Source organism: uncultured Bradyrhizobium sp. (assembly GCF_936928535.1).
Taxonomy (GTDB): domain Bacteria; phylum Pseudomonadota; class Alphaproteobacteria; order Rhizobiales; family Xanthobacteraceae; genus Bradyrhizobium.
In genome coordinates this window covers 1-26,658 of the sequence record NZ_CAKZHY010000107.1, presented here as the reverse complement: position 1 = coordinate 26,658, position 26,658 = coordinate 1, and the positions used below count along the sequence as shown (strand labels likewise).

General features: G+C 63.8%; 32 protein-coding genes. 12 read left to right on the top strand and 20 right to left on the bottom strand.

All coding sequences use genetic code 11. From position 1 onward, the window contains the following. Positions 1-416: 416 nt before the first annotated feature. A complete protein-coding gene (locus Q0687_RS22935; RefSeq protein ID WP_128954341.1) occupies positions 417-1,088 on the bottom strand; it encodes a response regulator transcription factor in 672 nt (223 codons plus the stop codon). A 306-nt stretch (positions 1,089-1,394) separates the two neighbouring features. On the opposite strand from Q0687_RS22935, the gene Q0687_RS22930 reads away from it, so the two are divergent. After that, positions 1,395-3,098 carry an MFS transporter gene (locus Q0687_RS22930; protein ID WP_298881731.1) on the top strand — a complete coding sequence of 568 codons (1,704 nt, stop codon included), beginning with the start codon at positions 1,395-1,397 and terminating at the stop codon, positions 3,096-3,098. 63 nt (positions 3,099-3,161) lie between these two features. Here Q0687_RS22930 and Q0687_RS22925 read toward each other — a convergent pair whose 3' ends face one another. Both Q0687_RS22925 and Q0687_RS22920 read right to left on the bottom strand, forming a co-directional pair. After that, positions 3,162-3,641, bottom strand: a complete 480-nt coding sequence (locus tag Q0687_RS22925; protein WP_298881728.1) for a secondary thiamine-phosphate synthase enzyme YjbQ — start codon at positions 3,639-3,641, stop codon at positions 3,162-3,164. Positions 3,642-3,676: 35 nt separating this feature from the next. Then, entirely contained in the window at positions 3,677-4,195 is a 519-nt protein-coding gene (locus Q0687_RS22920) for a hypothetical protein (RefSeq protein WP_298881725.1), read from the bottom strand. Between the two features lie 383 nt (positions 4,196-4,578). Here Q0687_RS22920 and Q0687_RS22915 point away from each other — a divergent pair, with 383 nt between their 5' ends. The 5 genes from Q0687_RS22915 (at position 4,579) to Q0687_RS22895 (ending at position 7,216) form a co-directional block, all read left to right on the top strand. Next, complete coding sequence (locus Q0687_RS22915; RefSeq protein WP_298881723.1) at positions 4,579-4,953, top strand: AtpZ/AtpI family protein; 375 nt, start codon at positions 4,579-4,581, stop codon at positions 4,951-4,953. 114 nt (positions 4,954-5,067) lie between these two features. Then, a complete protein-coding gene (locus tag Q0687_RS22910) occupies positions 5,068-5,817 on the top strand; it encodes a F0F1 ATP synthase subunit A (protein ID WP_298881720.1) in 750 nt (249 codons plus the stop codon). Between the two features lie 52 nt (positions 5,818-5,869). Beyond that, entirely contained in the window at positions 5,870-6,097 is a 228-nt protein-coding gene (locus Q0687_RS22905; RefSeq protein WP_092238250.1) for a F0F1 ATP synthase subunit C, read from the top strand. 61 nt (positions 6,098-6,158) lie between these two features. After that, positions 6,159-6,725 (top strand): F0F1 ATP synthase subunit B, encoded by a 567-nt coding sequence (locus Q0687_RS22900; protein ID WP_298881717.1) that lies wholly within the window; start codon positions 6,159-6,161, stop codon positions 6,723-6,725. A gap of 5 nt (positions 6,726-6,730) precedes the next feature. After that, positions 6,731-7,216 (top strand): ATP F0F1 synthase subunit B, encoded by a 486-nt coding sequence (locus tag Q0687_RS22895; protein ID WP_298881714.1) that lies wholly within the window; start codon positions 6,731-6,733, stop codon positions 7,214-7,216. Between the two features lie 217 nt (positions 7,217-7,433). On the opposite strand, the gene Q0687_RS22890 is transcribed toward Q0687_RS22895, so the two are convergent. The 5 genes from Q0687_RS22890 to Q0687_RS22870 form a co-directional block, all read right to left on the bottom strand. Beyond that, complete coding sequence (locus Q0687_RS22890; protein WP_298881713.1) at positions 7,434-8,084, bottom strand: hypothetical protein; 651 nt, start codon at positions 8,082-8,084, stop codon at positions 7,434-7,436. 133 nt (positions 8,085-8,217) lie between these two features. Continuing rightward, positions 8,218-8,805 carry a GNAT family protein gene (locus tag Q0687_RS22885; RefSeq protein WP_298881711.1) on the bottom strand — a complete coding sequence of 196 codons (588 nt, stop codon included), beginning with the start codon at positions 8,803-8,805 and terminating at the stop codon, positions 8,218-8,220. Between the two features lie 40 nt (positions 8,806-8,845). Next, on the bottom strand, positions 8,846-10,135 hold the full coding sequence (locus Q0687_RS22880) for a pitrilysin family protein (RefSeq protein WP_298881709.1): 1,290 nt from the start codon (positions 10,133-10,135) through the stop codon (positions 8,846-8,848). Beyond that, positions 10,132-11,550: a threonine synthase gene (thrC, locus tag Q0687_RS22875; protein WP_298881706.1), complete on the bottom strand. Its 1,419-nt coding sequence runs from the start codon at positions 11,548-11,550 to the stop codon at positions 10,132-10,134. The genes Q0687_RS22880 and thrC overlap by 4 nt, the downstream gene beginning before the upstream one ends. A 527-nt stretch (positions 11,551-12,077) precedes the next feature. Continuing rightward, positions 12,078-12,722: a response regulator transcription factor gene (locus Q0687_RS22870; RefSeq protein WP_298881703.1), complete on the bottom strand. Its 645-nt coding sequence runs from the start codon at positions 12,720-12,722 to the stop codon at positions 12,078-12,080. Between the two features lie 87 nt (positions 12,723-12,809). Here Q0687_RS22870 and Q0687_RS22865 point away from each other — a divergent pair, with 87 nt between their 5' ends. Next, positions 12,810-14,144 carry a histidine kinase gene (locus tag Q0687_RS22865; protein WP_298881700.1) on the top strand — a complete coding sequence of 445 codons (1,335 nt, stop codon included), beginning with the start codon at positions 12,810-12,812 and terminating at the stop codon, positions 14,142-14,144. A 1-nt stretch (position 14,145) separates the two neighbouring features. Here the strand turns inward: Q0687_RS22865 and Q0687_RS22860 are convergent, their stop codons facing one another. The 9 genes from Q0687_RS22860 to coxB form a co-directional block, all read right to left on the bottom strand. Further along, complete coding sequence (locus Q0687_RS22860) at positions 14,146-14,511, bottom strand: nuclear transport factor 2 family protein (RefSeq protein WP_298881695.1); 366 nt, start codon at positions 14,509-14,511, stop codon at positions 14,146-14,148. A gap of 109 nt (positions 14,512-14,620) precedes the next feature. Further along, the gene (locus Q0687_RS22855) at positions 14,621-15,385 is read right to left on the bottom strand and encodes an SURF1 family protein (RefSeq protein ID WP_298881692.1); all 765 of its coding nucleotides are present in this window, start codon (positions 15,383-15,385) and stop codon (positions 14,621-14,623) included. Continuing rightward, positions 15,382-15,783 (bottom strand): DUF983 domain-containing protein, encoded by a 402-nt coding sequence (locus Q0687_RS22850; RefSeq protein ID WP_298881689.1) that lies wholly within the window; start codon positions 15,781-15,783, stop codon positions 15,382-15,384. Before Q0687_RS22850 ends, Q0687_RS22855 begins: the two co-directional genes overlap by 4 nt. 76 nt (positions 15,784-15,859) lie before the next feature. Continuing rightward, a complete protein-coding gene (locus tag Q0687_RS22845) occupies positions 15,860-16,756 on the bottom strand; it encodes a cytochrome c oxidase subunit 3 (protein ID WP_298881687.1) in 897 nt (298 codons plus the stop codon). A gap of 63 nt (positions 16,757-16,819) precedes the next feature. Then, complete coding sequence (locus Q0687_RS22840; RefSeq protein ID WP_298881685.1) at positions 16,820-17,476, bottom strand: cytochrome c oxidase assembly protein; 657 nt, start codon at positions 17,474-17,476, stop codon at positions 16,820-16,822. A gap of 5 nt (positions 17,477-17,481) precedes the next feature. Continuing rightward, positions 17,482-17,658, bottom strand: a complete 177-nt coding sequence (locus tag Q0687_RS22835; protein WP_298881684.1) for a CoxF protein — start codon at positions 17,656-17,658, stop codon at positions 17,482-17,484. Next, entirely contained in the window at positions 17,655-18,599 is a 945-nt protein-coding gene (locus Q0687_RS22830) for a heme o synthase (protein WP_298881681.1), read from the bottom strand. Before Q0687_RS22830 ends, Q0687_RS22835 begins: the two co-directional genes overlap by 4 nt. Before the next feature lie 60 nt (positions 18,600-18,659). Beyond that, the gene (ctaD, locus tag Q0687_RS22825; RefSeq protein WP_298881676.1) at positions 18,660-20,288 is read right to left on the bottom strand and encodes a cytochrome c oxidase subunit I; all 1,629 of its coding nucleotides are present in this window, start codon (positions 20,286-20,288) and stop codon (positions 18,660-18,662) included. Between the two features lie 80 nt (positions 20,289-20,368). Further along, positions 20,369-21,223 (bottom strand): cytochrome c oxidase subunit II, encoded by an 855-nt coding sequence (coxB, locus tag Q0687_RS22820; RefSeq protein WP_298881673.1) that lies wholly within the window; start codon positions 21,221-21,223, stop codon positions 20,369-20,371. Positions 21,224-21,670: 447 nt separating this feature from the next. Between coxB and Q0687_RS22815 the strand changes: the two genes are divergently transcribed. After that, entirely contained in the window at positions 21,671-22,228 is a 558-nt protein-coding gene (locus Q0687_RS22815) for an invasion associated locus B family protein (RefSeq protein WP_298881670.1), read from the top strand. A 2-nt stretch (positions 22,229-22,230) separates the two neighbouring features. On the opposite strand, the gene Q0687_RS22810 is transcribed toward Q0687_RS22815, so the two are convergent. From Q0687_RS22810 to Q0687_RS22800, 3 genes are all read right to left on the bottom strand, one after another. Further along, positions 22,231-22,566, bottom strand: coding sequence for a DUF5615 family PIN-like protein (locus Q0687_RS22810; RefSeq protein ID WP_298881668.1), 336 nt, complete (start codon positions 22,564-22,566; stop codon positions 22,231-22,233). Further along, complete coding sequence (locus Q0687_RS22805; RefSeq protein WP_298881665.1) at positions 22,563-22,787, bottom strand: DUF433 domain-containing protein; 225 nt, start codon at positions 22,785-22,787, stop codon at positions 22,563-22,565. Before Q0687_RS22805 ends, Q0687_RS22810 begins: the two co-directional genes overlap by 4 nt. Before the next feature lie 99 nt (positions 22,788-22,886). Next, positions 22,887-23,375, bottom strand: coding sequence for a GNAT family N-acetyltransferase (locus Q0687_RS22800; protein WP_298881739.1), 489 nt, complete (start codon positions 23,373-23,375; stop codon positions 22,887-22,889). A gap of 89 nt (positions 23,376-23,464) precedes the next feature. On the opposite strand from Q0687_RS22800, the gene tldD reads away from it, so the two are divergent. The 4 genes from tldD to Q0687_RS22780 are packed head-to-tail and all read left to right on the top strand — an operon-like array spanning position 23,465 to position 26,599. Continuing rightward, positions 23,465-24,892 carry a metalloprotease TldD gene (tldD, locus tag Q0687_RS22795; RefSeq protein ID WP_298881662.1) on the top strand — a complete coding sequence of 476 codons (1,428 nt, stop codon included), beginning with the start codon at positions 23,465-23,467 and terminating at the stop codon, positions 24,890-24,892. Continuing rightward, a complete protein-coding gene (gene lepB, locus Q0687_RS22790) occupies positions 24,889-25,665 on the top strand; it encodes a signal peptidase I (protein ID WP_298881659.1) in 777 nt (258 codons plus the stop codon). The genes tldD and lepB overlap by 4 nt, the downstream gene beginning before the upstream one ends. Before the next feature lie 9 nt (positions 25,666-25,674). Then, a complete protein-coding gene (locus Q0687_RS22785; protein ID WP_298881656.1) occupies positions 25,675-26,040 on the top strand; it encodes an MmcQ/YjbR family DNA-binding protein in 366 nt (121 codons plus the stop codon). Continuing rightward, positions 26,033-26,599 (top strand): nucleotidyltransferase family protein, encoded by a 567-nt coding sequence (locus tag Q0687_RS22780; protein WP_298881654.1) that lies wholly within the window; start codon positions 26,033-26,035, stop codon positions 26,597-26,599. The genes Q0687_RS22785 and Q0687_RS22780 overlap by 8 nt, the downstream gene beginning before the upstream one ends. Positions 26,600-26,658: the final 59 nt, after the last annotated feature.

Genomic DNA, 26,658 nt, shown 5'->3' with positions numbered 1-26,658 from the left:
TTGACGTGTCAACCATGTCTCCGAACACCTGTCAGTCATGTCTCCGGACTGAACAGCAGCGAAGCAATCCAGAACCCCTGCGCAGGAAGACTCTGGATTGCTTCGCTGCGCTCGCAATGACGGAGCGAGAGACACGGCTGGTTTTCCAAATGACGCTGTCATTCCGCGCGAAGGCGGGGAAACCAATACGCCGCGGCTTCTCGATACAATCAATGCGTCTCTGGAATACTGGATCATCCGCCTGCGCGGACGATGACACCGAGATCGCTCTGATTGACCCAACTCTTGCGTGTTTTCCCGTCGGATACTGCAAGCGCTTGTCGCCGGGGTGGAGCGTGGCGAAATCCGGGGTTGGCGCCACAAGCACGAGCGATCCAGATTAAGCTTCGCTCAATCCGGGCTACGGGCTACGCGCCCTACCCCGTCGGCGTGCCCTGCTTCCATTGACCACCTGCAATCTTGGCGGCAGCGATCACGGCCTGGGTGCGGCTTTCGACGCCGAGCTTTTGCAGGATCGCCGAGACGTGGGCCTTGATGGTCGCCTCGGAGACGCCGAGCTCGTAGGCGATCTGCTTGTTGAGCAGTCCCTCCGACAGCATCATCAGCACCCGCACCTGCTGCGGCGTCAGGGTCACCAGGCGGTCGCGCAGCTTGGTCATGTCGGGGTCGGCGGCGGCCGTCAGGTCGGTGTCGGCGGGAACCCAGACGTCGCCCTCCATCACCTTGAGGATGGCATCGCGCAGCGTCTCGACCCCGAACCGCTTCGGGATGAAGCCGGAAGCGCCGAAATCGAGCGAGCGGCGGATCGTGGCGCTGTCGTCGGAGGCCGAGACGATCACGACAGGGATCGCCGGATATTGCGCGCGCAGATAGATCAGGCCGGAGAAGCCGGAGATGCCGGGCATCGAGAGGTCGAGCAGGACCAGGTCGACGTCGGAGGTCTGTTCCAGCAGCTTGGTCAGATCCTCGAACGATCCGGCCTCGTCGATCTTCGCCGTTGAGAGGACGCCCGCCACCGCCTGCCGCAGCGCATCGCGGAACAACGGGTGGTCGTCGGCAATGACGAGATGGGTAGAAGGAGCGTTCATCGATCTCTTGCTGTCGTTCACATCAGGGCCAGTAGTCTGGACTGGCGCTACGGTCAATTCTTTCCCGGCCGGCCGTGGCATGCAAGGGCACATTATTCCTTTGCGGGAAAGGGGTTAATCCGCAAGCCGTGCGCCGGGGCCCGGCACTATAACTCCGCACCGTCAGTTGCGTGTCAGTGTGAAAGGCCGAAAGTCGTATTGGGAGGGGTTTCACGCCGATGTTACCTTGGGGGCAAGACCTGGGTTGATCCGGCATGCCCGGACAGCTGGGAGGCGAGGAAACGAGATTCGGGGAGCGCATTCACAATGTCCACAATGGCTGCAACGTCGGTACGATCCGGCGGCATGACGAAGGATGAGAGGTTCGTCATCCTCGCATCGTCGCTCGGTACCGTCTTCGAGTGGTACGACTTCTACCTCTACGGATCGCTGGCCGGCATCGTCGGCACGCAGTTCTTCACCATCGCCGGCGCCGACGGCAAGCCGATGTTCGATCAGGCCACGCGCGACATCTTCGCGCTGCTGGCCTTTGCGGCGGGCTTCCTGGTCCGTCCGTTCGGCGCGATCGTGTTCGGCCGTATCGGCGACATCGTCGGCCGCAAATACACCTTCCTCGTCACCATCCTCATCATGGGTATGTCGACCTTCATCGTCGGCCTGCTGCCGGGTGCCGCGCAGATCGGCATCGCGGCGCCGATCATCCTGATCGGCCTGCGCCTGCTGCAGGGCCTCGCGCTCGGTGGTGAATATGGTGGTGCGGCGACCTACGTCGCCGAGCACGCACCGCCTGGCAAGCGCGGCTATTACACCTCGTTCATTCAGACCACCGCGACGCTTGGTCTGTTCCTGTCCCTGCTGGTGATCCTGTTCACCCGCACCGCGACCGGCGAGCCGGGCTTTGCCGGCGCTCCGGGCGCCTATTGGGGCGGCTGGCGCATTCCGTTCCTGGTGTCGGTGTTCCTGCTCGGTATCTCCGTCTGGATCCGTATGCGCCTCAACGAGTCGCCGGTGTTCCAGAAGATGAAGGAGGAAGGCAAGACGTCCAAGGCTCCGCTGACGGAAGCTTTCGGCAACTGGAGCAACGCCAAGATCGTGATCCTGGCGCTGGTCGGCCTGACCATGGGCCAGGCGGTGATCTGGTACACCGGCCAGTTCTACGCGCTGTTCTTCCTGCAATCGATCCTGAAGGTCGACGGCTACACCGCCAACCTCCTGATCGCCTGGTCGCTGCTGCTGGGCACCGGCTTCTTCCTGGTGTTCGGCGCGCTGTCCGACCGGATCGGCCGCAAGCCGATCATCCTGTCGGGCTGTCTGATCGGTGCACTCACCCTGTTCCCGATCTTCAAGATGATCTCGTCCAACGCCAACCCGGCGCTGGAAAAGGCCTATGAGACGGTCAAGGTGCAGGTGGTGGCGGATCCCGCGAGCTGCGGCGATCTGTTCAATCCGGTCGGCACCCGCGTCTTCACCGCGCCTTGCGACACGGCCCGCGCCTTCCTCGCCCAGTCGTCGGTGAAGTACACCACGGTTGCGGGACCGGCGGGCGCCGTGAAGATCATCGTCAACGACAAGGAAGTGCCCTACACGGACGCCAAGACGTCGAACCCCGCGATCACTGCGGCGACGCAGGCGGCGGGCTATCCGAAGGCGGGTGACGCGGGCATCGTCAAGATGTCGAACCCCTTCGACATCTTCCGTCCGCAGGTGTCGGCCCTCATCGGCCTGCTGTTCATCCTCGTGATCTTTGTCACCATGGTATACGGGCCGATCGCGGCAATGCTGGTCGAACTGTTCCCGACCCGCATTCGCTACACCTCGATGTCGCTGCCTTACCACATCGGCAACGGCTGGTTCGGCGGCCTTCTGCCCGCAACCGCTTTCGCGATCACCGCATCGACCGGCGATATCTACTCCGGCCTGTGGTACCCGGTCGTGTTCGCGGCGATCACAGCCGTGGTCGGCTTCCTCTTCGTCCCCGAGACCAAGGACGTAGACATCACCAAGATGTAAGTTGCCGCACGCTACGCAGACAAAACGACCGGCCGCGGAGCGATCCGCGGCCGGTTTGCTTTGTCACCGCGATGCGCCGATGAATTGCAGCACGACTTCGCGCCGATGCGGACGGGTACGATGCTCGATCAGATAGATCGCCTGCCACGTGCCGAGCGTGAGCTTGCCGCCCAGCACCGGCACCTGCAACGAGGTCTGCGTCAACATCGTCTTTACATGCGCCGGCATATCGTCCGGCCCTTCGGTGTCGTGAGTCCAGCCTGCGTCTTCATCATCAGGCGCGAATCGCGCCAGCGCGGTGGTGAGATCGACGAGCACAGAGGGATCGGCATTTTCCTGGATGGTCAGCGAGGCCGAGGTGTGGCGGATGAACAGCGTCAGCGCGCCGTCCCGTGCATGAACTTCGGCGATGAACTTCGCGGCCTCGGCCGTGAGGTCGATGAAGCCGCAGCCTGAGGTCTGCACCGACAAGGTCGCCGTGCTGACGCTGGTGGCGGGCGCCGTCGACGGTGTGGAGCGGGTCAGGGATCTGGCTGATGACATCAAAGTTTCTTCCGTTACGTCGTCCTAGCCCCACCTCAAATCTTCCCCGACACGTCCTTCTGCACGCGGTTGGCCATGTCGATGAGCCGGCGCCAGGCCTTCTCGAGAAACGACATCGCGCGATCGAGATCCTGATCGCTGGGCAGCGGGATCTCCAGCTTCCGATCGCCCTCGGCGACCTTTGGCTCGGCCTTTTTCAGCGGGTCGGATTTCGGCAGCGCTTCGTCGATCTTGCCTAAGACGGTGGGACCTGCGGCGATCTGCTCTTTGAGCTTCTCGACCTCGGCCTGAAGACGGCCGATCTCGGCATCGAGCGCGGAGCGCTCGTCGGGCACGGCGTAGCAGGCCCAGCCGCTATCGTTCTTGGTGCAGGTCGAGACCGTGCCGGTGCGGGTGTCGAGCCGCAGCACCCCCTCGGGAATCGGTGTCATGCTGTAGCGGCCGTTTTCGCCGTCGGGCGCGGATTGCGCGGCAACCAAGCTGCCACTGACGGCTGCAACCACGACGATGGCCGCCGCGCCCCATGATGTTGTGGATGATTTTGCCTGATACATCGTGCTCTCCGCCACGCTGCGCAGGTGGCACACGCCAGAATTCTACACCCCGGCGGCCAGCGGCGCATCGACAGCATGTGCGAATCCGTCGCCAAAAACCGCACCTGCGGAATCAACATTGGCCGCCGCCCGTTTGATCCCGAGAGCGCGGCGAAATATCGGCCATAGCGGCCGATCGCGCGCATGGCTGCTGCGGTGCGGCGTCACGCTGTGTGCAGCGCTCGCGTGCGGGTCAATATTTCAAGTAAAATCAAATACATACCCGATCACGACGCGCTCGTGACTTGGCTTGACTTGATTATGTGCGGTCAGTATGGTCCGCGCGGCTTTTGAGGGTGGCGGGCGTAATTTCCATTCAACCGCAGTGTTCGGGTCTTCGTGGCATGGCTCAAGACACGGGACACAGCGGGAATGGAGGTCGCGATAGATCGCCCGAGGAAGCTGCGCTTTCCGAACGGCTCGGAAGTCTCGATCAGCGGTTGTCCGAATTTCGCGGCCGCCACATCAAGACCGAGCAACCCGCAGGTAACGGTGAGGACGGAGCGGCCAGAGCCTCGGCGATGGCGCTTGGTTTCCGGTTATCCTCCGAGTTGATCGCCGGGGTCATCGTCGGGGCGGGGATTGGCTGGGGGTTCGACCGCTTGCTGTCGACGTCGCCTTTCGGATTTATCGTGTTCACGCTGCTGGGCTTCGTGGCCGGCGTGGTGAATGTGGTGAGGTCGGCGGGCGCGGGTCAGAACAGGCGCGGTGGTTCTTAAGGCCGATCCGACACACGGAGAGGAATTGTCGCGCCGGTTTCGCCGGTGCGGGCCGGCCCGGCCGGCAGACCGAGACACGCCGGCTCGTCCGGCAGACCAAGAGATGCCGCGCCGATGAAAATCGATCCGATCCACCAGTTCAACATCGAGCCTCTCTTTACGCTAGGCCATATCGGCAATCATACGATCGCCTTCACCAATTCGTCGCTCTACATGCTGGTGGCCGTGGCCATCATCTCGATACTGATGCTGGCGAGCGGCAGCCAGTTGGTTCCGGGCCGCCTGCAGTCGGTCGCCGAGATCTCCTACGAATTCGTCGCCTCGACCATCCGTTCGACGGCCGGCACGGAAGGCATGAAGTTCTTCCCGCTGGTGTTCTCGCTGTTCATGTTCCTCTGCGTGTCGAACCTTGTCGGCGTCATTCCCTATACCTTCACGATCTCGAGCCATCTGATTGTCACCGTGGCGCTGGCGCTCTTGGTCTTCTTCACCGTGCTGATCTACGGCGTCGCCAAGAACGGCCTGAAGTTCTTCAAGATTTTCGTTCCCCACGGCGTCCCCGGCTACATTCTGCCGCTGGTCATGTTCATCGAGGTCCTGTCGTTCTTCCTGCGACCGGTCTCGCACAGCGTTCGTCTGTTCGCCAACATGCTGGCCGGCCACATCGCGCTGAAGGTGTTCGCGGGCTTCGTCGCCATGCTGGGCTTCTCGCTCGGCGCCATCGGCTGGGTCGGCGGCGTGCTGCCGCTGGCGCTCACGATCTCGCTCTATGCCCTCGAGATCCTGGTCGCGTTCCTGCAGGCCTATGTGTTTGCGATCCTGACCTGCATCTATCTCAACGACGCCATTCATCCGGGACACTGAGCGGTCCGGGGAATTTCCACCACAACCCAATCTTTCTTCCAAGGAGTCAAAAATGGATCCGACAGCAGCAAAACTTATCGGCGCGGGCATCGCGTGCATCGGCATGGGCGGTGCGGGCGTCGGCGTGGGCGTGATCTTCGGCAACTATCTCGCCGCAGCCGTCCGCAACCCGTCGGCCGCTCAGGGCCAGTTCGGCAACCTGATCTTCGGCTTCGCCGTGACCGAAGCGCTCGGCATCTTCTCGCTGCTGATCGCGCTGCTTCTGCTGTTCGTTTTCTAAAGAACGACTTCTTCCGCGCCGCTTCATCCGAAGCGGCGCGTGACAGCAACAGGAGTACTCCATGGCCGAGAGTCATGGCGGGGCGAAAGCTCCGGCGACCGACGCCCACACAGAAGCCGATGGCGGTCATCACGCCGGCGCGTTTCCGCCGTTCGAAAGCAGCACCTTCGCTTCGCAGCTGGTGTCGCTCGCGATCTTCTTCGTCTTGCTTTACGTGATCGTATCCAAGCTCGCTCTGCCGAAGGTCGGCGGTGCGATCGAGGCGCGTCAGAACAAGATCGAGGGTGACCTCGCTGAGGCGCAGACGCTGAAGGACCAGTCCGAGGCGGCGCTGAAGGCCTATGAGGGCGAACTTGCTTCGGCGCGTTCGCGCGCACAGGCGATCGGCAACGAATCCCGCGACAAGGCGAACGCGCAGGCGGAAGCCGAGCGCAAGACGCTCGAGGATCAATTGGCGGCCAAGCTCGCCGAGGCGGAGAAGACCATCGCCTCGACCCGCGCGACCGCCATGAGCAACGTCCGCGGCATCGCGGCCGATGCTGCAGGCACCATCGTGCAGCAGCTCACCGGCGTCGTTCCTGACACGGCGTCGGTCAATGCCGCCGTCGATGCGTCCTTGAAGGGTTAGTCGATATGTTCTTCGATCCTGAAACCTGGGTCGCCGTCGCCTTCGTGATCCTGATGATCGCGTTCGGCTATCTCGGGGTGTTCAAGAAGGCGATGATAGCGCTCGACAAGCGCGCCGAGCGCATCAAGGCCGAGCTCGACGACGCAACGCGCCTGAAGCAGGAAGCCGCCAAGGTGCTGGCCGACTACAAGGCACGCAGCGCCTCGGCCGAACGCGAGGCTGCCGACATCATCGCCAACGCCAAGAGCGAAGCCGAGCGCATCGCGACCGAGGCCAAGGCGAAGATGGAAGACTTCGTGGCCCGCCGCACCAAGACCGCGGAGAGCAAGATCGCGCTCGCCGAGGCTCAGGCGGTGGCCGACGTCCGCGCCGCAGCCGCGGAAGCCGCCGTGCAGGCCGCCTCCACGATCCTGTCGCAGTCGGTCAAGGGCCAGGTCGCCGACGATCTGCTCGCCAAGGGCATCACCGAGGTTCGGCAGAAGCTGAACTGAGGGTCGATATCTCAATCCATCAAAAAGCCGGCGCGATGAGCGCCGGCTTTTTTGTTGGATCGCGTGCTCCAGCTCCATGCAAACCGTCATCACCCGCGAAGGCGGGTGATCCTGTATTCCAGAGACGGCAGTGCTTGAACCGAGAAGCCGCGGCGTACTGGACGCCCCGCCTACGCGGGCAGGACAGCAGAAATTGCGGCCACAGCAGAGTTAGCAGCTACTTCTTCCTCCGCGCCTTCGGCTCGGGCGAGAGCGCCTGCGGATCGAAGCCGACATAGAAGATGTAGTTATCGGCGACCGCGGCTGACGGCACCGGATAGGTCAAATCCTCGGCGACGAAGGTGAACGGCACGCTGCCGCTATCCGTCATCTCGACCGTGGTCCGGTAGGCCTTCGAGGCGATCACCTTCTCGCCGACGCCGCCCAGGACCACGGCGACACGCAAGGGGACTTCGACCGTCGCAGGTGCGCCAGCAGGGCCCGCGATGACGCGGCCCTGGATGCCGATACGCGCCGTGATCTCGCCGCCATTGCGGATGCATTCGCGCGCCATCTTGCTGATCGAGGCCTGGAAGCGCACGTCGTTGCCGACAGCCGGCTTTCCGCTCGCACCGACGCCATAGGTGGACGCTCCGGCGCGCACCGTGACCTGCGGGCAATCGATTTCGTCATCGGCCTGAGGCGCCCCCGGCGCGGGCGCCGGCTTGGGCTGCGCGGACTCGTCGGACTTGCCGCCGAACAGGCTTTTGAAGCGGTCGGTCAGCGACTGCGCCGCGACCGGCGAGACAGCCGCCACTGAAACCGACAGCGCCAGCGCGATCACCGGACCCCGCCACAGCGCCTTCCGCAATGACCGAAGCTCATTCATGAACGCCTGTACTCCATGACAATATCCCGGCCGATCGCCGGTCGACCCCGCGGGTTATATCGCCAAAATCGGCGATCCCAAGGCAGGAAAAGACAGGAAAAAGGTGGACTTTGGCCGTACGGGGAGCCGCAGCTCAGCCGCGGAAATCCTCGTGCAGCAGGCCGAACAGCAGATGGTCCTGCCAGACCCCGTTGATGCAGAGATAGCGGCGCGCCAGCCCCTCGCGGGAGAAGCCGCACTTCTCCAGCACCCGGATCGACGGCGCATTGGTGGGGATGCAGGCGGCCTCGACGCGATGCAGATTGAGCTCGCCGAACAGCGTCGGCAGCAGCACCCTGAGCGCTGCCGTCATGTAGCCGCGATGGGCGTGGGGCCTGCCGACCCAATAGCCGATGGTGCCGGCCTGGACGATGCCGCGCCGGACATTGGCCAGCGTGATGCCGCCGACCATGGCGCCGTCGAGCTCGCGGAAGATCAGGAATGGATAGGAGCGGTCGGCGGCGATGTCCTCGGAATAGCGGCGCAGGCGGCGGCGGAAGCCGGATCGGGTCAGATCGTCCGACGGCCAGATCGGTTCCCACGGCGTCAGATAATCGCGGCTGGACTCGCGCAAATGCGCCCATTGCAGGAAATCCGACATCTGCGGCGCGCGCAGCAACAATCCGTTGCCGCGGGGGGCGAGAGCAGCAGGTCCACTGGACGGCAGGCGAAACAGGGCCATGGTGATGCTTCCCGGGGTGGTGCGCCCGCCAGTGCGGCTCCTAGTGCAGCCGCGCCTTGGCGCGCGCCCGGGTCAATCCTTCCGCAAAAGATACCGCCGTGTCCAGACCCCTGCCGCTGCCTAATGCGACAACTGCAGGGCGGCTGCGCGAAAGCAGCGCACGCGCCGCATCGCGGGTCGATTCGACGCTGACGGCGTCGATCCGGGCCACCAGCTCCTGCACCGTCTGCGGCCGGCCATAGGCCAGCACGTGCCGGGCAAGCTGCTCGGCGCGCGAGGAGCAGCTCTCCAGCGCCATCAACAGGCCCGCCTTCATCTGCGCCTTGGCGCGGGCGATCTCGGCCTCGGTCAGGGTCTCGACCGAATCATTCATGATGTCGACCACGACTTCCATCATTTCCGGCGCGTCGGCGGGATCGGTGCCAGTGTAGAGGCCGAAGAAACCGGTGTCGGTATAGGGCGCGTGGAAGGAGTAGATCGAATAGCAGAGGCCGCGCTTCTCGCGCACCTCCTGGAACAGCCGCGACGACATCCCGCCGCCGAGGATGTTGGTGAAGACCTGGAGCGAGAACAGCGACAGATCGGTCTGCGGTACGCCTTCCAGCGCCAGCGTCAAATGCGCCTGCTCGAGCTCGCGATGCACGACCTTGGCGCCGCCCTTGCCGAACATGGCGGCCAGCGGCTTCGGCCCCGGCGTCGCCTCGAAGCTCGCAAACCGCTTCTCGGCCTCGGCGACGACCTGTTTGTGGTCGACGGCACCGGCCGCCGCCACCACCATGTCGGGGCCGCGGTAATGGGTCGAGAGATAATTGCGCAGCGAGTCGCGGTTGAAACTCTTCAGCGTCTTGGCGGTGCCGAGCAGCGAGCGGCCCATCGGCTGGTCGGGATAGCAGAGCTCGTTGAGATGCTCGAACACGACATCGTCGGGCGTGTCCTGCGCCGCGCCGATCTCCTGCACGATGACGTTCTTCTCGCGCTCGAGCTCCTCGGGCTCGAAGGCGGGATTGGCGAGGATGTCGGCGAGCACGTCGAGCGCAAGCGGCACGTCGGCCTTCATCACCCGGGCATAATAGGACGTGGTCTCGGTCGAGGTGCCGGCATTCAGGTCGCCGCCGACTGCCTCGATCTCCTCCACGATCTCGCGCGAGGAGCGCCCGGTGGTGCCCTTGAACGCCATGTGTTCGAGCAGATGAGAGATGCCGTGCTCGTTCGGCTTCTCGTCGCGGCCGCCGACACCGGCCCAGACGCCAAGCGCGGCGGTCTCGAGATGGGGCATGTTGTCGGTAACGACGGTCAGGCCGGACGCAAGCTTGGTAATCTCGACGCTCATCCGGCAACTCCCTGTTTTGCGGCCCGGCTGACCGACAGCACGAACCGCTCCACCTCGGCCTGATCGTTCTTCATCACCTTCATGTGTTCGGATTTGGTCATGAGGCCATCGAGCCAGGCCGGCAGCAGCGGCCGCTGGCCGCAGGCGGCCTCCACCGCATCAGGGAATTTGGCGGGATGTGCGGTCGAGAGCACGATGTTGGGCACGGTCGTGTCGGTGGTGTCGCGATCAGCGACAGCGAGCGCCACGGCGGTGTGGGGATCGACCAGTTCGCCGGCCTCGCGCCAGGCGGCGCGGATTGCGGCTGCAGTCTCGGTCTCGTCGGCACGGCCGGCGTCGAATTCTTCGCGGATCGCGGCAAGCGTCGCGTCCGGCAGCACGAACCGGCCCGACTGCTTCAGCTGCTCCATCAGCCGGCGGACGCTGGCCGCATCGCGCTTGCTCGCCTCGAACAGCAGCCGCTCGAAGTTCGAGGAGATCTGGATGTCCATCGAGGGCGAGGCAGTGGCGTGCACCTCCCGCACCTCGTAGATGCCGGTCTTGAGCGTGCGGGCGAGGATGTCGTTGACGTTGGCGGCGATGCGCAGCGTGCGCACTGGAAGGCCCATGCGCTTGGCGACATAGCCGGCAAAAATGTCGCCGAAATTGCCGGTCGGCACGATGAAGTCGACCGCACGCGCCGGCGCACCGGCGGCAACCGCCGAGGTGAAGTAATAGACCACCTGGGCAACAATCCGCGCCCAGTTGATGGAGTTGACGCCGGACAGCGAGGTCGCATCGCGGAAGCGATGGTTGTTGAACATCCCCTTCACGAGCGCCTGGCAGTCGTCGAAATTGCCCTCGATGGCGAGCGCGTGGACATTGGCCGCGCCCGTCGTCGTCATCATCCGCTGCTGCACCTCGGAGATACGCTTGTGCGGAAACAGCACGATGAGGTCGACATTCTCGAGCCCCGCGAAGGCTTCGACCGCGGCGCCGCCGGTGTCGCCCGAGGTTGCGACCACGATGGTGGTGCGCTGGCCGCGCTTGGCGAGCACATGGTCCATCAGCCGCGAGATCAGCTGCATCGCCACGTCCTTGAAGGCGAGCGTCGGACCGTGAAACAGCTCCAGCACGAATTGATGCGGCGACATCTGACGCAGCGGCACCACGGCCGGATGGCGGAAGGTGGCATAGGCCTCGTTCGCCATGCGGCCGAGCTCGGCGTCGGAAATCTCGCCGCCGACGAAGGGACGGATGACGTCGACCGCGACCTCCCAATAGGGCCGGCCGAAGAAGCCAGCGATGGTCTCTGTCGACAGGTGCGGCCAGGTCACCGGCACGTACAGACCACCGTCGCGGGCAAGCCCGGTCAGCATCACGTCGCAGAAGCCGAGCTCAGGGGCCTCGCCCCGGGTCGAGATATAACGAGTCAAACTGCCCTCCAAAGGCCGGCCGGACCTGAATCCGGGCCTTAAGCCTTTGATTTCACGATGTTCCTAGTACCAAGCCAGAGGCTTTGCGGCACCATAGAGTGTTTTGGGGGGCCGCACCATGCCCAACGAAAAAGGGCTGCGGCGATGCCGCAGCCCCTCTCTTGGAAGGTCTGTCGTTGACGTGTGCAGACCCGGTTTTCGTCGCTGGGGCACCTTCCCCGAAAATCGTTGGTTCGAGCTATCGTTTCCTGTCACGGAATCGTCAAGGAGAAAAACGGCGCGCGGTGCCAAATGTTCCTGTTTTTCCCGATATGCCCCGGCGAGCGCCGGCGACCCCTTCGCCGACACCCTGGCATCATTGCCGTTATTTCCTGACAACATACGAAGGACGGGGAACGAACGCCACGCCGACCCATTATGTCGGCGGAAGGTATCCGCCGTGGTCCCCACATTGCCCGGACGCGCGGCAGGCCGGTCCAACGGCCGAACCGGCTGCGTCCTGGAGCAGCCGGTTCGGCCCTGACGGGTCAGTTCATCCCGATTTCCACCGCGATCCGGATCAAGTCGGAATGGTTCTTGGCTCCCAGCTTCTGCTTGAGCAGGGAGGTGGTGTTGGCGACGGTCTTGTAGGAGATACCGAGCGCCTCGGCGACTTCGACGATCTTGTTGCCGCGCCCGAGCAGGCGGAGAATTTCGAGCTCCCGTGGCGTCATTTGCGAGGCCGGATTAGCCTTGATCGCAGCGCCCGAAAACGTCACGGCCTCCGCGAGCTGGGGCGAGATGAAGTTGTCGCCCGCGACCACCTTGCGCACGGCCTTGAGCAGGATCCGGGGATCGTCGCCCTTGGAGACATAGCCCTGCGCGCCGAGCTCCACCGCACGCACCACGAAGGCCGGATCTTCGTTCATGCTGAACATGATGATCTTGGCGTCCGGATCGTCCTTGCGGATCCGGCGCATCAGCTCGAAGCCCGAGACGTCAGGCAGGCTGATGTCGATGACCGTGACGTCTGGTCGCTTGCTGATATAGGCCTTGTGTCCGGATTTGGCGTCGTTGGCTTCATCGATGCGGATGGATTGGTCGGAGGCGAACAGGGTGCGACAACCTGACACCACGACGGGGTGGTCGTCGACGATCAGGACCCGGGTCGCCAGCTTGGTTGTATCTTGCATCGCGCACTCTCTTGTTTTGGCGACTCATAGACTGGCGGGAACAAATGGAAAGAGAGATTCCCGCCAATGCGCGTTAGAATTGACCTAATGTGGCAACGTCTTCCGTTCAGAACTCAGTTGTTCCTCCCACTCGGCATGAGCTTTGTCGCCGCGCTGGCCATGGGGGGCGTGTTACTCCAGAGCTTCTCGGCCAGCCAGCTGGCAGACGAGAACGAACCTGGTCGACGCTCGGTCCGGGCCGTCGCTGTCGCCCTCAACAGCACCCTGAGCGCGTCGGATGATCCGCGCAAGATGCTCGACGCATTCGTCGGCTCGTTGACCACCTCCAATGATATCCAATTCCGGTCCGTGGATGCGGGTCCTGCGCCTTCCGTGAGGAACGGCCTGCACAACGTGCATGGCGTGCCGCATTGGTTTGTGAACCTGATCGCCATCCCGGATTTTGACGCGGCATCTCCTGTTCTCATCGACGGCAGACGCGTTGGCGACCTCGTGTTCGTGCCCGACTTATCGGCTGATCTGTTCGAGAAATGGGTCGGCTTTCTGGCCCTGACGAGCCTCATCGCGGTGCTGATGGTGTTGACCGGAACGATCGCCTTTCTCTTCGCGAGATCCGCGCTGCAGCCGCTGCAAGATCTCGGCGCAGGTCTGACGCGCATACGGCGCGGCGACTATACGACGCCGATCCCGGTGGCGGGGCCGCCGGAGATCCGGCAGAGCTGTGAGGAGGCCAATGCCCTTGCCGCAACGCTGGCGCAATTAAGCCAGCACAATCGCGACCTGTTGCATCGCCTGGTGTCGCTCCAGGATGATGAGCGGCACGATCTCGCCCGCGAGCTGCATGACGAACTTGGCCCGTTGCTGTTCAGCATCCGTGCCGGCACGATCGCACTGAGCGAAGCCTCGCCGCAGACGGGACATCTCGGCAATTCCGTGCAGGAGGTGATGCGATCGATCGAGGCGCTACAGCAGACCAATCGCCGCATCCTCGACCGGTTGCGGCCGCTCTACATCGAGCAACTGGGTCTCGAGGCCAGCGTGCAGACGCTGCTCCGCAATTTTCGCTCGCAGGCGCCGCATATCGGCCTCACCGCAACGATCGATCCCGCACTCAACGGAGTCGACGGACCATTGGCCCGGACCGTCTACCGTGTCATCCAGGAAGCGTTGACCAACGTGCTGCGCCACGCCGGAGCGAGCAATGCCCATGTGGAGACGGCGATGTCGGGCGATGCGCTGACGATCGAGGTCTCCGACGATGGCGGCGGCTTTCCCGCGGACAATGTCTTCGGCCGCGGCCTGACCGGCATGCACGAACGCGTGCGCGCGCTCAGCGGCTCGCTGTCACTGCTGCGTGCGGACGAACGCACCTATGTGCGCTGCCGCCTTCCGCTTGGGGAGACCAGGAGCGAGACGACTTAAACTAGCACGCGCCGCAATCGTGTGAGCCCTGCTCGCCCGGCTTGCACAGCGTGCTGTCAATCTTGCCTTCCGCACTGAAACGAAACGAGGCGCGGATGCGCAGCGTGCCCGCGATGGAATATTCGAGATCGACGCCGTTCTGCGCCGGGTGGATCTCCTCCAGGCCGAAACCCGCCGAGGAAAAGGCGCTGAGCTTCGGTCCCCAATAGCTTTCAAGCTCACGCCGGCCGCGATAAATCTGCGTGCCGTTGCACGTGCATTCCAGCTCTGCATCATCGGCATAGAGGTCGAGCAGGCTCGCGAGGTCACCCTTGCGGCAGGCGTCCACCCAATCAATGACAAGTCCCATCTGATCGAAATCGCTCAACGCCAGCAATCCTGTTTGCCGCGAAAAAACTGGAGGCGGCTTAAGATCACCCTCGTGAATATGTGCTGAATAATAAAGTCCGGGCGATTGCGGGTTCCCACCCGGAAACCTACGGGCGCGCGCTGTCCTGTCGCCGTCCCCGGGCCCAGACGGCAAACGCGATCAGCACGGCGCCCGCCAGCGTGAACCACGTGATGGCATATTGCAGATGATCGTCCTTCAGATGCACGTCGAGCGGTCCCGGACGCGGAATGCCGTTCGCCGGCACCGGCTGCTCGAGATCGACGTAGAACGGCGCGGTCGGCCCCCAGCCCAGGGCGCTCGCGATCGCCAGATGATCGCGCACGAACCACAAGCGCTTGTCGTGATTGTCGGCCGGCGTCAGCCATCCCGGCGCCTCCGGAAAACGCAGATAGCCTGACAGCGTCACGGGCGCGCCGGTGACGAGCTTCTTCACCGCGCGATCCTCGACGCTGCGCTCCTGCATCGTGTTCTCGACGAATCCTGCATCGATCACCACGATCTCGCCGCTGGCTAGCCGCGCCGGCAGGAAGGCCCAGGTGCCGGGGGTGGATGCATCCTTGCGCACCGCGGAGCCGGAGGAATAGACCATCGCATCCGGCAGAGGCGCATAGGTCGCGGTGAAGCTGACGCGGCGAAACTCGTCGCGCGCGGGGGTCAGCGCGGCCCATTGCCCGGGCGGCGGCAGCGCAACAGGCGCTGCGGCAAGGCGCTCGGTGAGCGCAGCGATCAGCTCATGCTTGGCGGTGCGGCGCTGCAATTGCCAGATGCCGAGCGCGACGAAAGCCGCGGTCAGCACAAGCGTGAACAGCATGAAGCCGGCCACGCCGGGCTTGCGGGTCGTCTCGTTCATTTCGCGCGGTCGATCAGCCGGCCCGGTGCTGCCTTGTGATGAAATTGCAGCGCGATCAGAAGCGACTTCATCGAGCGTAGCGGCAGCAGCGTGGTGGCGAGGATCAGCGGCAGCCACAGCACGGCATGCAGCCAGAATGGCGGCTGATACTTGACCTCGACCACGAGCGCGCAGCCGACCACGACCGCGCCGGCCAGCATGATGATGAAGATCGCAGGACCATCGCCGGCATCGATGAAGCCGTAGTCGAGGCCGCAGCGGTTGCAGGAGGGCGCCAGCGTCAGGAAGCCCGCATAGAGCTTGCCTTCACCGCAGCGCGGGCATTTGCAGGCGAGCCCGCGCAGCGCGCTTTGCAGCACTGTCGTTTCCGGCTTCGTATTGTCGGTCGCTTCATTCATCACGTGTCAGTCTATCACAGTTCCGGAAAGCAAAAGGGCGGCCCTGCGGCCGCCCCTTCGATTAGTCCAACGCGGCTCAGTGCGCGCCGTGGGCCATGGTCTCGGCGCCGTGTCCCCAGACATAGATGCACAGGAACAGGAACAGCCAGACCACGTCGACGAAGTGCCAGTACCAAGCGGCGAACTCGAAGCCGAGGTGCTGCTTCGGCGTGAAGTGGCCTGCATAGGCGCGCGCCAGGCACACGATCAGGAAGATGGTACCGACCAGCACGTGGAAGCCATGGAAGCCGGTCGCCATGAAGAAGGTCCCGCCGTAGACATTGCCGGCGAACGAGAAAGCCGCGTGGCTGTACTCATAGGCCTGCACGCAGGTGAAGGTCGCCCCCAGCAGGATGGTGAGGATCAGGCCGTATTTCAGGCCCTGGCGATCGTTCTCGAGCAGGGCATGGTGCGCCCAGGTGACCGTGGTGCCCGATGTGAGCAGGATCAGCGTGTTGAGCAGCGGCAGATGCCAAGGATCGAAGGTCTCGATGCCGTGGGGCGGCCAGGAGCCCGGCACCGAGCAGGCGCCGGCCGCGGTGCCGAGGCCGCAGCCGAAGATCGCGTCCCGGGTGGCATGGACGGCATCGGCCGGGAACAGCGCCGCGTTGAAATAGGCCCAGAACCAGGCGACGAAGAACATCACCTCGGAGGCAATGAACAGAATCATGCCGTAGCGGTGGCTGATCTGCACGACGCGGGTGTGGTCGCCCTTGTACTGGGCCTCCTTGATCACGTCGCCCCACCAGCTCGCCATGGTGTAGAGCACGCCGACGGTGCCGACACCGAACACGATCGGCGCGGCCGCGTACATGTGGTGCATCCAGGAGATCGCACCGACCGCCATGATGAAGGCCGAGACCGAGCCGACCGCCGGCCACGGAGACGGATCGACCAGATGGTAGTCGTGATGCTTGCCTTGCGCGGTAGCCATTGCGGTCTGTCTCCTCAATCCCGTGCCTATCAGGCACTTATCCCCTTGTCCCAGCCCCTAGCGTCAACCCGGCGGCTGGAGATTTCGCTTGCGCTTGTCGTCATCGCCGGATGCGAGCGGCTTCACCACCGGATCCTTCACCGGATAGAACGTGTAGGACAGCGTGATGGTGCTGAGCCCGTCATTGTCGTGGTCATTGACGATCGACGGATCGACATAGAACACCACGGGCATCTCGCGCTTCTCACCGGGCGCCATGGTTTGCTCGGTGAAGCAGAAGCAATTGATCTTCTGGAAATAGGACCCGACCGTCAGCGGCGCGACATTGTAGGCGGCCTGCCCTGAGGTGGTGCGCGCGGCCTGGTTGGTCACGGTGTAGTAGATCGTGGTGACCTGGCCGATATTGACCTCGACCTGGGTCTGCTCGGGCTCGAACTTCCAGGGCAGGCCGGGCGCGACGTTGGAATCGAAACGCACGGCGATCTTGCGCGCGATCGGGCCGGTGGCGGGCGCGGAGGTCGCGACCTGCGTCGTGCCGTTAAAGCCGGTGGCGCGGCAGAACCAATTGTAGAACGGCACCGCCGCGTAGGATGCCCCGACCATCAATGCGACCACGCCGCCGCAGATCGAGGCGACCAGCACGTCGCGGCTCAAGCCATTTGAACGGCCCTTCTTGGCCGTTGGGCTCTGATCCTGCGATATGATCGGCTTTTGATCCATCTCTGTCACATCGGGCGAACTAGAACCGCCGGCCCCTTGACCATGGTGACGGCGAAGAAAAGGATGACGAGCACACCGAGCGCCAGAGCAATTGCAACGGAGCGTTGGCGACGGCTCTTCTTCTGCGCCTCGGTGAGGACGATTCCATCCGGCTCGGGTTTGTCAGCCATCACCGCAATCATGCGCCCCCTACCATCCGAGCAAGCACGGGGAATACGACCTCGGCCAGCAGGGTCGCGAACAGCGCGAACAGATACAGGATCGAGAAGGCGAACAGTTTTCGCGTCGCGCGCAGGGACTGGCTGCGCTCGCGGCGCAGATAGACGTTGATCGCGAGCAGCAGCATGCCGGCACCGAGGATCAGCGAGACGATGCCGTAGACGGCGTCGAAATAGCCGAGCGCCCAGGGTGCTGCGGCCACCGCGATCAGCACGATGGTGTAGAGCAGGATCTGGAGACGGGTCGCGTCCGGGCCGGCGACATTGGGCAGCATCGGAATGCCGGCGCGGGCATAGTCGTCGGAACGGAACAGCGCCAGTGCCCAGAAGTGCGGCGGCGTCCAGAAGAAGATGATGGCGAACAGCAGCAGCGGCTCGACGTCGACGGTGCCTGTGACGGAGGCCCAGGCCACCACCGGCGGCAGCGCGCCGGCAGCGCCGCCAATCACGATGTTCTGCGCGGTCCAGCGCTTCAGGCCCATCGTGTAGATGACGACGTAGAAGAAGATCGTGAAGGCGAGCAACGCACCTGCGATCCAATTGACCAGGATGCCGAGCGTCATCACCGAGAAGAAGGCGAGTGTCATGCCGAACGCCATCGCCTCAGGCCGGGTGATGCGGCCACGCGGGATCGGGCGGTTGGCGGTGCGCGACATCTTGGAATCGATATCGCCCTCGAGCGCCATGTTGAGCGCACCGGAGGCGCCGGCACCGACGGCAATGCAGAGCAGCGAGGTGATCGCCAGGACCCAGTGGAAGTGTCCCGGCGCCATCGCCATGCCGACCAGCGCGGTGAAGATCACGAGCGACATCACCCGCGGCTTGAGCAGCGCGAGATAGTCACCAACCTCCGCTTCCGAGATGCGGGGATTGATGTCGATGGCATTCTGATCGAGGACGGACACTTAAACCTGCTCGTTTCGTTGTAGAGCCGCCCGTCACGGGCGCCGCGGGAGTGTTGTTGCTTACTGCACGCGGGGCAGCACTTCGAACTGGTGGAAGGGCGGCGGCGAGGGCAGCGTCCATTCCAGCGTGGTCGCGCCCGCACCCCACGGATTGTCGCCTGCCGGGACCTTCTTCATGAAGGCGTCGAGCACGCAGTACAGGAAGATCAGCACGCCGAAGCCGGAGATGTAGGAGCCGATCGACGAGATCAGGTTCCAGCCGGCGAACGCATCGGGATAGTCGACGTAGCGGCGCGGCATGCCCGACAGGCCGAGGAAGTGCTGCGGGAAGAACACCAGGTTGACGCCGATGAAGGTGAACCAGAAGTGCGTCTTCGCGATCGTCTCGTTGTACATGTAGCCCGTCATCTTCGGGAACCAGTAGTACCAGCCGGCGAAGATCGCGAACACGGCACCGAGCGACAGCACGTAGTGGAAGTGCGCGACGACGTAGTAGGTCTCCTGCAGCACGCGGTCGACGCCGGCATTCGCCAGCACGACGCCGGTGACGCCACCGACCGTGAACAGGAAGATGAAGCCCACGGCCCAGATCATCGGGGCCCGGAATTCGATCGAGCCGCCCCACATCGTGGCGATCCAGGAGAAGATCTTCACGCCGGTCGGCACCGCGATCACCATGGTCGCAGCAACGAAGTAGGCCTGCGTCGCCGAGGACATGCCGACCGTGTACATGTGGTGCGCCCAGACCACGAAGCCGATGCCGCCGATCGCGACCATGGCGTAGGCCATGCCGAGATAGCCGAACACGGGCTTGCGCGAGAAGGTCGAGACGATCTGGCTGATCATGCCGAAGCCGGGCAGGATCAGGATGTACACCTCGGGGTGACCGAAGAACCAGAACAGATGCTGGAACAGCACGGGATCGCCGCCGCCCTCGGGATTGAAGAAGGTCGTGCCGAAGTTGCGGTCCGTGAGCAGCATGGTGATGGCACCGGCGAGCACCGGGAGCGACAACAGCAGCAGGAACACCGTCACCAGGATCGACCAGACGAACAGCGGCATCTTGTGCAGGGTCATGCCCGGCGCGCGCATGTTGAAGATCGTGGTGATGAAGTTGATGGCGCCGAGGATCGACGAGGCACCCGCCAGATGGAGCGAGAGGATCGCGAAATCGACCGCCGGGCCCGGATGGCCGGAGGCCGACAGCGGCACATACATGGTCCAGCCGGCGCCGACGCCGTTGGCGCCGGGCTCGCCCTCGACGAAGCTCGACATCAGCAGCAGCGCGAACGAGGCCGGCAGCAGCCAGAACGAGATGTTGTTCATGCGCGGGAACGCCATGTCGGGCGCGCCGATCATCAGCGGCACGAACCAGTTGCCGAAGCCGCCGATCATCGCGGGCATGACCATGAAGAAGATCATGATCAGGCCGTGCGAGGTCACGAATACGTTATAGGTGTGCGTTTCGTGGAATATCTGCACGCCGGGAAACATCAACTCGGCACGGATCGCGATCGACATCGCGGCACCAATGATGCCCGCGATGACCGCGAAGATCAGGTACATCGTGCCGATGTCCTTGTGATTGGTCGAATAGACGTAGCGACGCCATCCCGTCGGATGGGCGTGCTCGTGGTCATGTCCGTGGTCTTGCGCGTGATCGCCGTGTGCCGCTGCGCTGGTTGCCATTTTCAAATCCTGCCTTGCGTCCCGTTCGGACCTGTGGAGGTCCCGCCCTTATGCTTTCAATCCCTCAAGCCGCCCGGCGCTTACTGCGTCGGGCCGGCCGCGGAGGCGAAGGTGCTGGTGCCGCCGCTCGCGTATTTCTTCTTCGCCGACTCAACCCAGGAGGCGAACTCCTGGTCGTTCACCACGCGAATGGCGATCGGCATGAAGGCGTGGTCCTTGCCGCACAGCTCCGAGCACTGGCCGTAGAACATGCCGGTCTGGGTGGCCTTGAACCAGGTCTCGTTCAGCCGGCCCGGAATGGCGTCGATCTTGACGCCGAACGCCGGCAGCGCGAACGCGTGGATGACGTCGGCGCCGGTGACCTGGACGCGAATCACCTTGTTGACCGGCACCACCATCTCGTTGTCGACGCCGAGCAGGCGGGGCTGCTTGTCCTGGGCCAACAGCGAATCGAACTCGAACTTGCCGTTATCAGGGTAAGCATAGGACCAGTACCACTGCTTGCCGGTCGCCTTGATAGTCAGGTCCGCCTTCGGCACGTCGAGCTCGAGGAACAGAAGCCGGAACGACGGCACCGCGATGCCGACCAGGATCAGCACTGGCACCAGGGTCCACACCACCTCGATCAGCGTGTTGTGGGTGGTCCGCGACGGCACCGGGTTGGCCTTCGCGTTGAATTTCACCACCACGATCACCAGCAGCGCCAGAACGAACAGCGTGATCACGATGATCAGGACAGACAAGAAGTTATGGAACCAGACGATGTTGTCCATCACCGGAGAGCCCGAGGGCTGCAGGTGCCATTCCCACGGCGCCGGCTGGCCGAGCTCGGCGAATGCCACGCCACCCGTCGCCAGCATGATGCCAGCCGCCACTACGGCGATGGTGGCCAATCCCAGCAAATGCCGGCCCACCCGACTCATCGACATCCTCATGCCGTTCGCGCTCCCCTAACGAAATCACCCCAAGTGCACTCCCCTCTTTTTGGGGAACGCTTATTCGATCCGCCCGTCTGACAAACCGCCGCGCAAGAATACCTCTAAGAGGAACTGGGGCCAGATCGCTAGAACGCCGAAATCAAGCCTCTCAAACCATAATTCTTGATCTATCGCAATGCAGTCTTGAGGCCCCTCTGTCAGCGATCACCCGCAAGATATTTCCTAGTAACATCAGACAAAATTACCGTTTGCCGGGATGCCGCGGCTTGACAGCCGGATTGCCCGCTGTAGGCACAGGCGCGAGGCCCCGCAGGAACCTGATTCGTGGCGGCAATGGCGGCCAAGGCGGCGCGGAATTTGCTTGTGAATTGCCTTCAAGACGCCGTGATTCCCGTATCAGTCCACCAGCGCGAGCGACCCGAGCGAGCAGAGGGACCGACCCCGATGGGGCTTTCGAGATGCATGGCAAGATCGGCTCCAAGATCGATTCGATGGCCGACTGAGGACCTCACGACGCTGATCGGCCTGCTGACTGTCGTCCTTTTCCTTGCCATTCCTGGCTTAGCCCATGCGCAGGGCGCGGTGCGCTCCGTCCATGGCGACTGGCAGATCCGCTGCGATACCCCGCCGGGCGCCCAGGCCGAGCAATGTGCCCTGATCCAGAGCGTGGTGGCGGAAGACCGCTCCAATGCCGGCCTGACCGTGATCGTGCTGAAGACCGCCGACCAGAAGAGCCGCCTGATGCGGGTGGTGGCTCCCCTCGGCGTGCTGCTGCCCTCCGGCCTCGGACTGAAGCTCGACAACCAGGACGTCGGCCGCGCCGGTTTTGTCAGATGCCTGCCCAACGGCTGCGTGGCGGAAGTGGTGATGGACGACAAGCTGCTCGGGCAGCTCCGCTCGGCCAAGACCGCGACCTTCATCATCTTCGAGACCCCGGAAGAAGGCATCGGCTTCCCGCTCAGCCTGAACGGGCTCGGCGAGGGCTATGACAAGCTGCCGTAGGGCTAGCTATAAATCTCGAGGCAAGCTGCGCCGGGGTCGTCCGCAAAGGACTGAATCGTCTGCGCGTGCCGGCGAAGCTGGGAAGCGATCATCGCGGTCGTTTGGTTGCCCGTCCGGAGCCAGATCACCTTGGGCGGGGAACCCAGCAGGCCTGCCAGCTCGGCAAAATCGACGTCCTGTGTGACGATCGCGAAGTCATTTGCCTTTGCGAACTCCCACAGCACGCGATCGGCAACTTCGGACAGCCCATGAGACCGAGCGTGACTGGAATCCGGGAAAAGGTCGGCGATCATCTGGCAAAGCTTGAAACTAAGATTCTGATCGAACAGAAGCCTCATATCGGCGCGGTCACCAGTCGTCTCTCGCGGTCAGCGGCATAGGCCAGGCAAGCGCGGATATCGTCCTCGGTCAATTCGGGAAAATCATCGAAGATTTGAGCGTGGGTCTGACCTGCGGCCAGCCAGCCGAGCACATCCGCCACGGCAATCCGCATGTGGCGGATGCAGGGTCGGCCGCCACGCTTTCCGGGCTCGATGGAGATGATGTCCTGATAATTCATGCGGCAAACATAGCACCGATCCGCACTGGATGCAGCATCGGCATTGACACCAATGCCGGGTGCCGTGCCCGAGGCTGGCGGCACGCCGAGAGGAGCCCCTTAAAACAACACCGCCATCTGGATCACGTTCTCATACACGCCATCGATCTTGACCGCGTTGCGCGACAAGCCCTCGACGGCAAAGCCCACCCTCTTGTAAAGCGCGATCGCGCTCAAATTGACTTCGCGTACGGACAGTTCGACACGCGACAGGCCTGCTCCTCGCGCGGCGGCGAGCGTCGTCGTGATCAGCCGCGTTCCGAGGCCCTGGCCACGAAACGGCTGCACGAGGCCCATGCCAAGGATGCCAGCATGGGCATAGATCGGGCGCGGATGCCGCCTGACATCGCACCTGCCGACGACGTCGCCGCCGGAAAGGGCGACAAATTGCGGATTCCCTTGCGCGATCATGTCGAGTACGAAACCGCGCATCGCCTCCGGCGGAGGCGCCTCGAGGAAGGCCAGATAGCGCCGCTCCCGCGCAACCGTATCCAGGGCTCGATGGAAGCTTTCGATGTGCGCTTCGGATATCGCAATGATTTCAATCATGTCGTTTCCGTAATGTGACGGCCCGCCCTCTCGCCGAACGGCCGGGAAGCCATTATCTTGCCAGACATCTCTCCGACAATGGATGATCGATGACCAACCCTGCCACATCCTCCCTGCTCGACCGCGCCAATCTCGATCGCGACCAGGTTCGCAACGAGGTCGCACGCGGGCTCTCCGGTGCCGACGACGGCGAATTGTTCCTGGAATACAGCCAGACCGAAGCGCTGATGTTCGACAATGGGCGGCTGAAGCAGGCGACCTACGACACCTCGCAGGGTTTTGGCCTGCGCGCCGTCAAGGACGATGCGGTCGGCTATGCGCATTCCTCCGACGTGTCGCTGCCGGCGCTGATTCGCGCCGCCGACGCGGTCGCGGCCGTCCGCGGCGGCTATTCGGGCAGCTTTGCCGCCCCGCCCCCACACACCAACGTCCGCCTTTATGGCGATGAAAACCCGCTCGATGCCCCGGGCTTCGAGACGAAAGTAAAACTGCTCGCCGAGATCGACGCCTATTTGCGCGACAAGGATCCGCGGGTGCGGCAGGTCAGCGTCAGCCTGGGCGCCACCTGGCAGGTGGTGGAAATCCTGCGCCCTGACGGCGAGAGCTATCGCGACATCCGTCCCCTGGTGCGCGTCAACGTCTCCGTCGTCGCCGGGCAAGGCGACCGCCAGGAGAGCGGCAGCAAGGGCTATGGCGGCCGCGCCGGCTATGCCGAGTTCATCGAAACCAAATCGTGGCGCGATGCCGCCGACGGCGCGCTGCGCGAGGCCCTGGTCAATCTGGAATCGATTCCGGCCCCCGCCGGCGAGATGGACGTCGTGCTCGGCGCCGGCTGGCCCGGCGTGATGCTGCACGAAGCAGTCGGCCACGGCCTCGAGGGCGACTTCAACCGCAAGAAGACGTCTGCTTTTGCCGGCCTGATGGGCCAGCAGGTCGCGGCCAAGGGCGTCACCGTGGTCGACGACGGCACGATCGCCTCGAGGCGCGGCTCGCTGTCGATCGACGACGAGGGCACGCCGACCAACCGCACTGTGCTGATCGAGGACGGCATCCTGGTCGGCTACATGCAGGATCGCCAGAACGCGCGGCTGATGAATATGAAGCCGACCGGCAACGGCCGGCGCCAGGGCTATGCCCATGTGCCGATGCCGCGCATGACCAACACCTACATGCTCGCGGGCGACCGCGACCCGGCCGAGATTCTCGCGTCGGTGAAGAACGGCGTGTTCGCCGCGAATTTCGGCGGCGGGCAGGTCGACATCACCTCGGGCAAATACGTCTTCCAGTGCACCGAGGCCTACAAGATCGAGAACGGCAAGCTGGGCGCGCCGCTGAAGGGCGCCATGCTGATCGGTAACGGGCCGACCGACCTGCATCGCATCCGCATGATCGGCAACGATCTCGCGCTCGATACCGGCATCGGCACCTGCGGCAAGAACGGCCAGGGCGTGCCTGTCGGCGTCGGCCAGCCGTCGCTTCTGATGGAACGCATTACGGTGGGTGGAACGGGCGCATGAGCGTTGAGAAGATAACTGCCGCTCCCAAGCGGAAAAGCAGCGGCTGGGTCGGACAGATCGCACAGCTCGCCGGCATCGTGGCCGCCGTGTTCATTGCCAAGGGCGCGCTGGCCGAACCGTTCTACGTGCCGTCCGGCTCGATGGAGCCGACGCTGCTGATCGGCGATGCGCTGCTCGCCTCGAAATTCCCCTATGGCTACGGCACCTCCTCGCTGCCCATCCAGATCAATTTGCCTGAGACGGGACGCGTGTTCGCGGAAACGCCGAAACAGGGCGACGTCGTGGTGTTCCGCTGGCCCGGCGACCGTTCGCAGGCTTGGGTCAAGCGCGTCGTCGGCCTTCCCGGCGACCGCATCCAGATGCGGCAGGGTCAGCTCTTCATCAACGACCGTCCCGCCGAACTGAAGCCTGATGGCGTCGGTGCCGCCGAGGACGACAATGGCGGCAGCGAGCCGGCCTACCGTTACGTCGAGACGCTGCCGAACGGCGTCTCGCACCTCATCTTCAAGATGCGCGACAACGGTCCGCTCGACAACACGCCGGAAGTGACGGTGCCCGCGGGACATCTGTTCGTGCTTGGCGACAACAGGGACAACTCGGCCGACAGCCGCGTGTCGCTGCGCTCCGGCGGCGTCGGCCTCTTGCCGATCGACAATCTTGTCGGCCGTGCCGACGCAGTGCTCGGCTCCTGGGATCTCGGCATGCGCGGCCAGCCGGTCTGGACCTGGCTCTCCGGCTTCCGCCTCGCGCGGTTCTTCACCGCCGTGCACTGAGGAGGTCTGATGACCTTCGACGACGTCAGAAAATTTGCGCTGACGTGGCCGGAGGTCGAGGACGGCACCTCCTACGGCACATCAGCGCTGAAGGTGCGCAAGAAGATGCTGGCGCGCCTGAAAGAGGACGGCGACAGCCTGGTGATGCCTGACGTTCCGATCGACGAGCGCGCGATGCTGGTCGAGAGCCAGCCGAAGATCTTCTACTTCACCGATCACTACGCCGATTATCCGATCGTTCTGATCCGCCTGTCCAAGGCCAAGCGCGCGATCGTGGAGCCGCTGCTGCGGCGGCGTTGGCGTGCGCTGGCATCTAAGGCGGCGCGAGCGGACTATGATGCGCGCGCAAACGCGCGTGACGCTCACGATGGATGAGGCTCGCTTTCTCGCGATCGCGCTGAAGAACCCGGTCAACGTCGCCGTTCTCGATGCGCTGCGCAGCCTTGCGCTGCCGGATGCATGGCTGGTCTCCGGATGCCTGGTGCAGACGGTGTGGAATGTGCTCACAGGCCGCGCCGTCGATCACGGCATTGCTGATTACGACGTATTCTACTTCGATCCCGACACCTCCTGGGACGCGGAGGACGCGGTGATCCGCAAGCTGCAAACGCAGCTCAATCATCTCGGCGCCAAGATCGAGACCCGCAACCAGGCCCGCGTGCATCTGTGGTATCCGGCCAAGCATTCCCTGCCCTATCCGCCATTGTCGTGCTCGACTGACGGCATCGATCGTTTCCTGACGGAAAATACCCAGGTCGGCGTTAAGCGTGCGGGCGACGGTTATGAGGTCTATGCGCCGCACGGCTTCGATGATATCGCGGCGCTGATGGTCCGGCCCAATCGGGCGTTGAATTTTTCGGTGACGAATTACAACGCGAAGGCCGCGCGATGGCAGGCGCTATGGCCTGAACTGACGGTGATCGCCGCGGAGTGAGGCTTCATCCTCCTCGTCATTGCGAGCGCAGCGAAGCAATCCAGAGTCCCTCCGCGGAA